The sequence below is a fragment of the Pseudomonas sp. NY15364 genome, from assembly GCF_048068235.1.
In the GTDB taxonomy this organism is placed as follows: domain Bacteria; phylum Pseudomonadota; class Gammaproteobacteria; order Pseudomonadales; family Pseudomonadaceae; genus Aquipseudomonas; species Aquipseudomonas mendocina_D.
In genome coordinates this window covers 176,904-188,701 of the sequence record NZ_JBLUPX010000003.1, presented here as the reverse complement: position 1 = coordinate 188,701, position 11,798 = coordinate 176,904, and the positions used below count along the sequence as shown (strand labels likewise).

At 63.7% G+C, this 11,798-nt stretch carries 7 protein-coding genes; 5 read left to right on the top strand and 2 right to left on the bottom strand.

All coding sequences use genetic code 11. The features are described from left to right. The first annotated feature begins 131 nt into the window (after window positions 1-131). The 3 genes from ACNFCJ_RS04430 to ACNFCJ_RS04420 all read left to right on the top strand — a co-directional run bounded on the left by ACNFCJ_RS04430 (window position 132) and on the right by ACNFCJ_RS04420 (window position 4,910). A complete protein-coding gene (locus ACNFCJ_RS04430) occupies window positions 132-1,667 on the top strand; it encodes a glucan biosynthesis protein G (RefSeq protein WP_416770006.1) in 1,536 nt (511 codons plus the stop codon). Continuing rightward, window positions 1,660-4,200: a glucans biosynthesis glucosyltransferase MdoH gene (gene mdoH, locus ACNFCJ_RS04425; protein WP_416770004.1), complete on the top strand. Its 2,541-nt coding sequence runs from the start codon at window positions 1,660-1,662 to the stop codon at window positions 4,198-4,200. Before ACNFCJ_RS04430 ends, mdoH begins: the two co-directional genes overlap by 8 nt. A gap of 179 nt (window positions 4,201-4,379) precedes the next feature. After that, window positions 4,380-4,910, top strand: coding sequence for a cytochrome b (locus tag ACNFCJ_RS04420; protein ID WP_416770003.1), 531 nt, complete (start codon window positions 4,380-4,382; stop codon window positions 4,908-4,910). Window positions 4,911-5,263: 353 nt separating this feature from the next. On the opposite strand, the gene ACNFCJ_RS04415 is transcribed toward ACNFCJ_RS04420, so the two are convergent. After that, a complete protein-coding gene (locus tag ACNFCJ_RS04415) occupies window positions 5,264-7,147 on the bottom strand; it encodes a UvrD-helicase domain-containing protein (RefSeq protein ID WP_416770002.1) in 1,884 nt (627 codons plus the stop codon). 150 nt (window positions 7,148-7,297) lie between these two features. Here ACNFCJ_RS04415 and ACNFCJ_RS04410 point away from each other — a divergent pair, with 150 nt between their 5' ends. After that, window positions 7,298-8,191 (top strand): DMT family transporter, encoded by an 894-nt coding sequence (locus ACNFCJ_RS04410; protein WP_416770000.1) that lies wholly within the window; start codon window positions 7,298-7,300, stop codon window positions 8,189-8,191. A gap of 40 nt (window positions 8,192-8,231) precedes the next feature. Here ACNFCJ_RS04410 and mnmC read toward each other — a convergent pair whose 3' ends face one another. Continuing rightward, complete coding sequence (gene mnmC, locus ACNFCJ_RS04405) at window positions 8,232-10,190, bottom strand: bifunctional tRNA (5-methylaminomethyl-2-thiouridine)(34)-methyltransferase MnmD/FAD-dependent 5-carboxymethylaminomethyl-2-thiouridine(34) oxidoreductase MnmC (RefSeq protein WP_416769999.1); 1,959 nt, start codon at window positions 10,188-10,190, stop codon at window positions 8,232-8,234. Window positions 10,191-10,312: 122 nt separating this feature from the next. Between mnmC and pap the strand changes: the two genes are divergently transcribed. After that, a complete protein-coding gene (gene pap / locus ACNFCJ_RS04400; protein ID WP_143505937.1) occupies window positions 10,313-11,794 on the top strand; it encodes a polyphosphate:AMP phosphotransferase in 1,482 nt (493 codons plus the stop codon). Window positions 11,795-11,798 lie beyond the last annotated feature (4 nt).

Below are 11,798 nucleotides of genomic sequence, written 5' to 3'. Positions count from 1 at the left end.
TGCTCGCGTTGTATTTGTACCATTCGCCCGTTTTCAACTCCCTGCAGCGGCCGCCCCTGGGCTTGCCGCCGCTTGTCAGTACGTGTTGCCCTGGAGGCTGTGTGTCGATGAGTCGTTGTTCTGGAGCTCGTATGGGTAAGGCCGGCAAGCTGGCCCTCTGTGTGCTCCCGCTGTTGTTCGCTGCCCAGAGTTGGGCCTTCGATCTGGATGATGTGGCGGTCAAGGCCAAGGCGCTTGCCGCCGAAAGCTACAGCGCCCCGCAAAGCAATCTGCCGGCTGCGCTGCGCGAATTGCCGTTCGCTGGCTATCAGAAGGTGCGCTTCCTTGAGGAAAAAGCACACTGGGCTGATGGCAAGACGCCGTTCCGGCTGTACTTCTTCCACCAGGGCATGCACTTCGATGTGCCGGTGAAGATCAACGAAGTGACCGCCGAAGGCACCCAGGAAATCAAGTACGACCCGTCGATGTTCGACTTCGGCGATCTCAATCTGAACCCGGATGACCTCAAGGATCTCGGTTTTGCCGGCTTCAAGGTGATCAACGAGATCAACACCAACGGTCGGCACGATGAGGTGATGAGCGTGCTGGGCGCCAGCTACTTCCGCATCGTCGGCAAAGGGCAGGTGTTCGGTCTTTCCGCGCGCGGTCTGGCTATCGACACCGCGCTGCCATCGGGCGAAGAGTTCCCGCGTTTCAGCGAGTTCTGGATCGAGAAGCCGCAGCCCGATCGCCGCAGCCTGGTGATCTACGCACTGCTCGACTCGCCACGCGCCACCGGCGCTTACCGCATGGAAATCAAACCGGGGCGCGACAGCGTGCTCGAGGTGCAATCGAAGGTCTACCTGCGTGAGAACGTCGAAAAGCTCGGCATCGCGCCGCTGACTAGCATGTACCTGTTCGGGGCCAACCAGCCCTGGCCGCGTCCGAATTACCGCCCGCAGCTGCATGACTCCGATGGCCTGGCCATCCATGCCGGCAACGGCGAGTGGATCTGGCGTCCGCTGAACAACCCGCAGCGTCTGAACGTCAGCAGCTATCGTATCGACAACCCGCGTGGCTTCGGTTTGATGCAGCGCGGTCGCGATTTCAACCAGTACCAGGACCTCGACGACCGCTACGAGCTGCGCCCGAGCGGTTGGGTGGAAACCGTTGGTGACTGGGGTGCCGGTTATGTCGAGCTGGTGGAGATTCCCACACCGGACGAAACCAACGACAACATCGTCGCCCTGTGGCGTCCCGAGAAGCTGCCGGCACCGGGCGAGTCGCTGGATGTGGCCTATCGCCTACACTTCAGCCGTGACGACGCCAAACTGCACGATCCGCAACTGGCCATGGTCAGCCAGACCCGGCTGTCGGAGGGTGATATCAAGCAGGCCAACCTGATTCGTCAGGCCGATGGCAGTACCGCGCTGGTGGTCGATTTCGTCGGTGAGGAGCTGGCCAAGCGTTCGCCCGACGCGGCGCCGACTGTTCAGGTCAGCGTCGATGGCAACGCCGAGTTGCTGGAAGACAGCCTGCGTTACAACCCGGTCAGCAAAGGCTGGCGCCTGATGTTGCGCATCAAGGTCAAGAACCCGGCGCAGCCGGTGGAGATGCGCGCTGCCCTGGTCGAGGACGGCAAGCCCTTGTCGGAAACCTGGAGCTATCAGCTGCCTTCCCATGAATAACACTCTAGACCCTACGCAAATCCAGGAGTATCTGGGAGAACTGCCGCTCGATCATGAGCGGCAGCAGGCCTTGGCTGATCGCGTCGAAGAGGAGGGCGGCGATCTTGCGACACTGCATCGCGCCCTGCACGAGGACGATCAGCTAGCGACCGAGCCCCAGGAGGAAACCCGCGAGATGCTCGACTCGGTGCCAGCCCGCCTGGCATTGGGCTGGCCGGATGCGCTCGAGCGTGGCTGCCGCATCGTGCAGGATCACCAGGGTCGTCCGACTGTCGACTCGACGCCACCGATCACGCGCACGCGTATGGTGCCGGAGCCGTGGCAGACCAACATCCTGGATCGTGGCTGGCGCCGCCTGAAAGGCGAGAAACCTGCACCGCGGCCGCGCACGCGTGAGAGCGAAGACTTCGCCGAAGAACGTTGGCGGCATGTTGCGGCGGTGCGCCGAACCGCGCTGCTGGTGCTGATGATCACGCAGACGGTGGTCGCCACCTGGTACATGAAGTCGGTGCTGCCTTATCAGGGCTGGTCGCTGGTCGATCTTGGCCTAGTGTTCGACCAGCCGCTGCGCGAGTCAGCGCGGCAGATCCTGCCGTACGTGGTGCAGACCAGTATCCTGGCATTGTTCGCCCTGCTGTTCTGCTGGGTGTCGATGGGTTTCTGGACCGCGCTGATGGGCTTCTTCCAACTGCTCAAGGGGCGTGATCGCTATAGCATCTCCGCGAGCAGCTGCGGTGATGAGCCGATCTCGCCACGGGCGCGTACCGCACTGGTTATGCCGATCGCCAACGAACACGTGCCGCGCGTGTTCGCCGGCCTGCGCGCGACGTTCGAATCGCTCAAGGCTACCGGGCAACTCGATCATTTCGACTTCTTCGTTCTCAGCGACAGCAACGACCCGGATATCTGCGTGGCCGAACAACAGGCCTGGATGGAGTTGTGCCGCGAAGTGGAAGGCTTCGGCCATATCTTCTATCGCCGCCGTCGGCGTCGGGTGAAACGCAAGAGCGGCAACATCGACGACTTCTGCCGGCGCTGGGGCAGCAATTACCGCTATATGGTAGTGCTCGATGCTGACAGTGTGATGAGCGGCGATTGCCTGACCCGCCTGGTGCGCCTGATGGAGGCCAACCCCGGGGCTGGCATCATCCAGACCGCACCCAAGGCATCGGGCATGGACACCCTGTACGCGCGCCTGCAACAGTTCGCCACCAGCGTCTACGGACCGCTGTTCACCGCAGGGCTCAACTTCTGGCAGCTGGGTGAATCGCACTACTGGGGCCACAACGCGATCATTCGGGTCAAACCCTTCATCGAGCACTGCGCTTTGGCGCCCTTGCCGGGCACTGGTTCTTTCGCTGGCGCGATTCTCTCTCACGACTTCGTCGAAGCCGCGCTGATGCGCCGTGCCGGTTGGGGTGTGTGGATCGCCTACGACCTGCCGGGTAGTTATGAAGAGCTGCCACCGAACCTGCTCGACGAGCTCAAGCGTGATCGTCGCTGGTGCCACGGCAACCTGATGAACTTCCGGCTGTTCCTGGTGCGTGGCATGCACGCCGTGCATCGCGTGGTGTTCCTCACCGGCGTCATGTCCTACCTGTCGGCGCCGCTGTGGCTGTTGTTCCTGGTGCTGTCGACCTGTCTGCTGGCGATCCATACGCTGATGGTGCCTGAGTACTTCCTGCAGCCCAACCAGCTCTACCCGTTGTGGCCGCGCTGGCAACCCGAAGAGGCCGTGGCGCTGTTCTCGGCGACCATGACGCTGCTGTTCCTGCCCAAGCTGCTCAGTGTGCTGCTGATCTGGATCAAGGGCGCGGAAGCCTACGGTGGTCGTACGCGGGTGCTGCTGTCGATGCTCCTGGAGGCCTCCTGCTCGGTTCTGCTCGCACCTGTGCGCATGCTGTTCCACAGCCTGTTCGTCACCGCTGCTTTCCTCGGTTGGTCGGTGCAGTGGAACTCGCCGCAGCGTGTGGATGATTCCACGCCTTGGAGCGAGGCATTCCGCCGTCACGGCACCCAGGTGCTGATCGGTATCAGCTGGACGGCACTGGTGGCTTGGCTCAACCCGGACTTCCTCTGGTGGCTGGCGCCTATCGTGGTGTCGCTGGTGCTGTCGCCTGTGGTCTCGGTGCTGACCAGTCGTACTGGGCCAGGACTGGCAGCGCGGCGTATCAAGCTGTTCCTGATACCGGAGGAGCACAAGGTGCCAGTGGAGCTGAGCAACACCGCCGAGTACGAGCAATTGAACAGCTCACGGGCTCTGCGCAAGGGCTTCCTGCGTGCAGTGGTCGACCCGCTGTACAACGCCCTGGTCTGCGCCATGGCCCGCGCCCGCCACGCCAAGGTGGTGCCGGCTGCCGAAGCGCTGCGCAACGAGCGTATCGAGGAAATCCTCAGCGCCGGACCTGAGGGTAAGGTAGAGGCGACCCGCTGGCGTCTGCTCAACGATCCTGACGGCATGGCGCGCCTGCACGCGCGCATCTGGCAGGAGCCGCAATATCACGCCTGGCGCGAAGCGCTGCGCGATGCCTGATCAGCACGCCACGCCCGCAGTCGTCGGGGGCGTGGCGTGATGCCTTTCTGACATATCCGCTAACATCTGCAGGCGCAGTCTCGTGCTGCTGCACGGCACCATTGCGTCTGGAACGGGTTTTTGCCAACGATTGGTGGCCCGAACACCGTGTTCGTTGATGACATTGAAGAGGATGCACGATGTCGAATCTGCATGATTGCGCGCAGCGCTATGGCTTGGTTACACGCCTGCTGCACTGGGGTATGGCCATTTTGCTGGGGTGGCAGTTCGTCACCGTACTGGCCCATGTCCTGCTGGAAGACAGCGTGCTGGACAAGTTCGCCTGGGGCACGCACAAGGCAACAGGACTGCTGCTGATGGTGCTGGTGGTGATTCGTCTGTTTTGGGCGTTTTACAACCGCAACCGCCGTCCTGCCGCAGTCAGCATCCCGGCGCGCCTTGGGCATCTGGCCCTGTATGCACTGCTGTTCGTGATTCCTTTTGTCGCGCTGCTGCGTCAGTACGGCTCGGGCCGGGAGTTCGTGGCATTCGGCATGACCGTCATGCCCGGTTTTGACGGCAAGATCGAGTGGATGATCGCTCCAGCTGGCCTGCTGCATGGCAACCTGGGCTGGCTGTTGCTGTTCATGGTGATTGGCCATGCCGCCATGGCCTTTGTCCATCGCCGCCAGGGCGGTGAGGATGTATTGGCGCGAATGATCGGTCGCTGAAGCAGTCGTCTATGGCGAATGTCTTACAGGCGATAACGGCAACCGCCACTGTTGCCCGCGCGGGCCGATCACTAATCTACATCCATCCCCTGCAGCGATGGAGCGCTGAGGATCAAGGAAGATGACCAGGCCAAGATGGCTACCGACAGGATGTCGGATGGTTGGGAGGAAACCCGCTTCGGCGGGTTTTTTGTTGCCTGTAGAAAGTACCGGGTCATAACGAGAGCCCGATCAATCGCCTAGCCCCAGCGTTTTAAGCGTGGCGCTGACCTGAAAAGCTTCGCCCCGAGGCGGGGCTCCTACGCCAGGCTGCTTTGTTAGCTTTTAAGGAAGCGGAGTATTCGCCGGGCGTTCTAGCTGGCCAGGCACTGCGTCGCACCCTGCGCCTTGCGCGTGTACCACAGCACCCGGCTTACGCCACGGGTGATGGCGACGTAGGCCAGGCGCCGGGCTTCGTCCTGCATGGCCTGGTCGTAGCTGCCGGCGAAGAAGCCGCAGTGGGCGTAGAGCGCGTTGCGCAGCGGGTGCTTCTCCACCGGCAGGCAGTCGTCGAGGATGATCGCCACCTCGGCCTGCAGACCCTTGGCGCGGTGGATGGTCATGGTTTTCACTGGCAGCGCCTTGTCCAGTTGCGCGCGCACCTGCTGCAGCGGCTCGTTGCGTCGGCTGAGCAGCAGCACGGCGGTGCGGTCGGCGCCGGGGCGGCTGGCGACATGGGCGCATTGCGCGCGTATCTCTTCGAGCAAGCGCGGCAGGCCGTTGGCCAGGTCGAAGCGCTGGATCAGCTTCACGCCATGGTCGCCCGGTTGCATGGCCCTGGCCGCGATGCAGGTCTTGGGCTGCTTGTTCGTTACCTCCGCCAGCACCTTCTCGCCGTCGCGTATCACCGGTTCGATGCTGCGATAGTTGGTGCCCAGCAGCAGGGTGGTGCTCTTGCCGCGTCCGCGGCTGGGGAAGTGGCGGTCGAAATCGATGAACAGCTCCGGCGAGCTGCCGCGCCAGCCGTAGATCGATTGCCAGTCGTCGCCGATGGCCATCAGGCTGATGCGCTCGCCCGCAGCGTGCAGGCGACGGTGCACGGCCTGCAGCCACAGCACGATCTGCGGCGAGATGTCCTGGAATTCGTCGATCAGCAGGTGGCTCAGGGCGAGCAGGGCGGGGCCGGGTTTTCTATTGTCGGCGTTTTGCAGGTGCTCGCTCAGTTGCGCGAAGGCGCCGTTGAAACTGATCAACCCCTGGCCTTGCAACAGGGCGTTGAAGTGCTGGTGGAAGCGCTGCATGGCCTCGATGAAGTCGCGCTCGCGCGTGGAACAGCCCAGGGCTTTCACGTCCAGGCGGTCGAGACGAATCCCCAGGCTCTCGGCGAAGTCGATCTGCCCGTGCAGGAGCTCGAACAGAGGCAGTGCAGTGAATTCACCGGGCAGTTTGCAGGCATCCAGCGGCGCCTTGGCCTGTGGCGGCTCCTCCGGGGCTGGCAATTTGAGCAGGCGGTGAGTCAGGACGCGAAAGCGTGCGTCCTCGGCGTAGGCGTTCTGGTAGGCCTGCTTGAGCAGGCGCTGCTGCGCGGGGCGCAGGCGCCCGCCAGTGAGCGGGTTGTCCGGCTCCTCGCCGGGTTCGTCCAGTTGCTCGAACCAGCGCGGGTTGCCCAGCTGTTCCTTGGCCAGCGTGGCCATGGCCGCATGGAAGGTGCGCACGCACTGGCGTGCATCGTGCGGGTAGTGCCAGAAGTCGAGCAGACGTTGCAGGCGCTCGCGCAGTTCGTGGCAGGAGGCGTTGGTGAAGGAGATCACCGTCAGGCGCTTGGGGTCGACCTCCAGGTGACAGAGCAGGAACACCACACGCAGTACCAGCGTGCTCGACTTGCCCGAGCCGGCGCCGGCGAAAATGCGCGCCAGCGGCGCACGGCATAGAATCATCGCCCATTGTTCGTCCGACGGTGCGCCGATCAGCCCGGTCCTCACCGCCTGGGCCACGCGCTCGCGCATGGCCTGCACCTGGGCGTCTTCGATCTTCAGCCGAGTAGCGGGGTAGATGCCAGCGGGGCCAGGCTTGCCGCTGGCGGCCTTGCGACTGCCGGCTTTCTTGTTGCCTGCGGACTTCTTCTTGCTCTGCTTGCGCACGGGCTTGCGCGGCTGCGCAGCTTCGCGCTCGGCGCGCAGGTAGGCGGTAGTGTGGGGGAAGTAGCGGGCGAGGGCGCTGGACAACAGTTGTTTGTAGCGCGCGACGGCGGAAAACATGCGGTGAGAATGACCTGACTGATAAAACCCGCATGATAAAGCCTTCAGCGCGATGGCAGGCAGTGATGGCGCGGCGATAAATGCGCAACTTTGTGCAAGCGCCTGGCGCATATCGCTTACAGACTGTGCTCCAGTTTTGGGAGATTCTCGATGAACCTGTCGCTTTACCTGCTGACCGTATTGATCTGGGGCACCACCTGGATCGCCATCAAATTTCAGATGGGCGAGGTGGCCGTCGCTGCTTCCATCGCCTATCGCTTCGCATTGGCCTCGGCAGTGCTGTTCGCCATGCTCTGTTTCAGCGGCCGCCTGCAGCCGCTGGATCGCCGTGGCCAGGGCATTTGCCTGGTGCAGGGGCTGTGCCTGTTCTGCCTCAACTTTCTGTGCTTCTACACCGCCAGCCAGTGGATCCCCAGTGGCCTGATCGCGGTGATCTTCTCCACCGCCACCCTGTGGAACGCGATCAATGCGCGGTTGTTCTTCAAACAGCGTATCGCCGCCAACGTGCTGCTCGGTGGCGCGCTGGGGCTGGTCGGCCTTGGCCTACTGTTCTGGCCGGAGTTGGCCGGGCACGAAACCAGCCGCGAAAGCCTGCTCGGCATCGGCCTGGCGCTGTGCGGCACGCTGTTTTTCTCGGCCGGTAATATGCTTTCCAGCCTGCAGCAGAAGGCCGGACTCAAGCCGCTGACCACCAATGCCTGGGGCATGCTCTATGGCGCGCTGATGCTGGTGGGTATCTGCCTGGTCAGCGGTACGCCGTTCGCCTTCGAATGGAACGCGCGCTACGTGGGTTCGCTGCTGTACCTGGCGATTCCCGGATCGGTAATCGGCTTTACCGCCTACCTGACCCTAGTCGGACGCATGGGCCCGGAGCGCGCGGCCTATTGCACGGTGCTGTTCCCGGTAGTGGCGCTGAACATCTCGGTGTTCCTCGAGGGCTACCAATGGACGACCCCGGCGCTGCTCGGCCTGGGTCTGGTGATGCTGGGCAACGTGCTGGTGTTTCGCAAGCCCAAACCGGTGCTTGCTGAGGCCAGAGCGTAAGCGCGGCCAACCCGGTAGGGTGCGCCGTGCGCACCGTCGATCAGCTCCCGCGAATCAGCTTGCGCAGCATAAAGCGATTGGGGTGGCTGGCCTCCGCTACCTCGCGTGGCACTGGCAGCGGCTCGTTTTCCAGCCAAGCAGCGATCAGTTCGCCTGACAGTGGCGCGGTGATCAAACCGCGTGAGCCGTGGCCGCTGTTGATGTACAGGCCGTGCAGCCAGGGGCAGGGTGCATCCGGCACCTGGCGGGCGTCCCTGGCCAGCACCGCATAGGTCTCGGTGAAGGCTTCGGTATTCGCCAGCGGCCCGACTATCGGCAGGTAGTCCGGGCTGGTGCAGCGGAACGCGGCGCGGCCTTGCAGCGTTGCGGGGTCGACATGATCGGCCTGCAGGAGCTCGGCCAGGTCAGTGGATATCTCCCGAAGTAGCTCCAGGTTGCCGGCGTGCTCGGCGATGCTGGGCGTGAGGTCGTCGCTGTGGAAGTCGAAGCTCGCGCCAAGGGTGTGCTCGCCTTCGCGCGGTGGGGCGACGTAGCCTTCGGCGCAGACCACGGTGTGCAATTGACTGCTGAGCGAGTTGGCCGGCAGGCGGCTGATCTGCCCGCGAATGCGCTTGAGCGGCAGGTTGGTATCCGGCAGCAGGCGAGATATCTCGGCGGCACAAGCCAGCACCAGCACCGGCGCCTCGGCCAGCACGCCGCTCTGCCCGTCGACGCGCCAGCGTTCGCCCTGCCGGCTCAGGCGCAGCGCCTCGTGATAGGGACGCAGTTCGATCAGCGGGTGTTGCAGCAGTTGCCGGCATAGCGCTGGTGGGTGTACCCAGCCGGCATCCGGGTAGAACAGGCCGCCGGCCGGTAGGCCGATGCCGGCACGTTGCTCGGCCTCATCCTGGCTCAGCGCGTGCAGCAGGTCGTTGGGGAAGGCTGCGGCCAGTTTGGCCTGGCGCTCGGCTTCCTTGGCATCGAAGGCCAGTTGCAGCACACCGCAGGCATCCCAATCGACGCCACGCTGCAGGCGTTCGAGCAGGCGGCGGGTATGACCGAAGCCGGCGACGATCAACTGTGACAGCGCGGTGCCATGGGCCGAGAGCTTGAGGTAGAGCACGCCCTGGGGATTGCCGGATGCCTCGCGGGCAACATCGTCATGCCGCTCCAGCACAGTCACGCGCCAGCCGCGTGCGGCCAGGCTGGCGGCCGTGGCGCAGCCGGCCAGGCCGGCGCCGATCACCACCGCGTTTTTTTCCTGAGGGCGAGCGGGGCGCGCGAACCAGGGCTTGCCGACGGTTTGCGGCTCACCGATGAACAGCCCTTTAGCCACTTCCCATTTTTTGCCCAGGCCTGGCACGCGTATCATCTTGAAGCCGGCTTCATTCAGTGCGCGCCGTACCCGGCCGGCGCTGGAAAATGTACCGATGGTTGTGCCGGGGGCCGACAGTCGCGCCAGTTCGGCGAACAGCTCGGGCGTCCACATCTCAGGGTTCTTCGCCGGGTTGAAGCCGTCGAGAAACCAGGCGTCGATACGCGCATCCAGTTGCGGCAATTGCTCCATCACGTCGCCGATCAACAGCGTCAGCACCACCCGACCACCGGCCAACAGCAGGCGCTGGAACCCGGGGTGAATGGCGCGGTATTGAGTCAGCAGTTCTGCGCTGAACGGTGCCAGCTCTGGCCACAGGGCCAGGGCGCGCTGCAGGTCGTCGTGATGCAGCGGATATTTTTCGACACTGACGAAGTGCAGGCGCGCGCCAGCGGGAGCCTGTTGCTCGAACAACTGCCAGGCGCAGAGGAAATTCAGCCCGGTGCCGAAACCAGTTTCGCCGATGTTCAGGCATTCGCCGTAGGCGAGAGCGGCGAAACGCGCTGCCAGATCGTTGTTGGCGAGGAAGACGTAACGCGTCTCTGCCAGGCCATTTTCCTGGGAGAAATAGATGTCGCCGTAGCTGCGCGACAGAGGCTGGCCGCGCTCGTCCCAGTCGAGCTGGGCGTGATGGGTGTCTGACATGGCTGGGTTCCGCTGGATCGTGCGGTGATTCTACCGTGCACAGATGCCATGGCGCTGGTATCAGCGGGCAAAGCATCGGATGTTCCGTTAGGCTGTGAGGATCATTCCAGGGAGGTTGCTTTATGTTCGAGTCCGCCGAAATCGGCCGCAGTATAGACAAGGCCAAGTTCGAGGCCGAAGAGCCGGCGCTGCGCGAGGCGCTGCTGGAGGCGCAGTACGAGCTCAAGCAGCAGGCGCGTTTTCCGGTGATCGTACTTATCAACGGCGTCGAGGGCGCCGGCAAGGGCGAGACGGTGAAACTGCTCAACGAATGGATGGATCCGCGGCTGATCCAGGTCAGCACCTTCGATGTGCAGACCGATGAAGAGCTGGCGCGGCCGCCGGCCTGGCGCTACTGGCGACAACTGCCGCCGAAGGGGCGCATGGGAATCTTCTTCGGCAACTGGTACAGCCAGATGCTGCAGGGGCGGGTGCATGGCCAGTTCAAGGATGCCGTGCTGGATCAGGCCATCGATGCTGCCGAGCATCTGGAGCGTATGCTCTGCGATGAGGGGGCGCTGATCTTCAAGTTCTGGTTCCACCTGTCCAAGCAACAGATGAAGACGCGCCTCGAAGCGCTCAAGGATGACCCGCTGCACAGTTGGCGCATCAGCCCGCTGGACTGGCAGCAGTCGAAGACCTACGACAAATTCGTGCATTACGGCGAGCGCATCCTGCGCCGCACCAGCCGCGACTACGCGCCCTGGTACGTAGTCGAGGGCGTCGATCACTATTACCGCAGCCTGACGGTCGGGCGCATTCTGCTCGAAGGCTTGCAGGCGGCGCTGGCGCGGCAGCAAGGCGCAGTGGGGCGACCACATGCTGCACCGGTTTCCGGACAGAGCAGCGGCCTGTTGGCCAGCCTGGACATGACCCAGGCGCTGAGCAAGGACGACTACAAGGAGCAACTGGCCACCGAGCAGGCGCGCCTGTCCGGGCTGATGCGTGACAAGCGCATGCGCAAGCACGCCCTGATCGCTGCATTCGAGGGCAACGATGCCGCCGGCAAGGGTGGTGCCATCCGCCGCGTGACCGGTGCCCTCGACCCACGCCAATACCGCATCGTGCCGGTGGCGGCGCCGACCGAGGAAGAGCGCGCCCAGCCCTATCTCTGGCGCTTCTGGCGGCATATCCCGGCGCGCGGGCATTTCACCATCTTCGACCGCAGCTGGTATGGCCGTGTGCTGGTGGAGCGAGTCGAGGGCTTCTGCAGCCAGGCCGACTGGCTGCGCGCCTATGGCGAGATCAACGACTTCGAAGAGCAGTTGACCAATGCCGGGGTGATCCTGGTGAAGTTCTGGCTGGCCATCGATCAGCAGACCCAGCTGAAGCGTTTCAAGGAGCGTGAGCAGATCCCGTTCAAGCGCTTCAAGATCACCGAAGAGGATTGGCGCAACCGTGAAAAGTGGGACGACTACGCCGATGCGGTGGGCGACATGGTCGACCGTACCAGCACCGAGATCGCGCCCTGGACGCTGATCGAAGCCAACGACAAGCGTTTCGCCCGGGTCAAGGTGCTGCGTACCATCAACGAGGCCATCGAGGCGGCGTTCGCCAGGGATTGAAGCG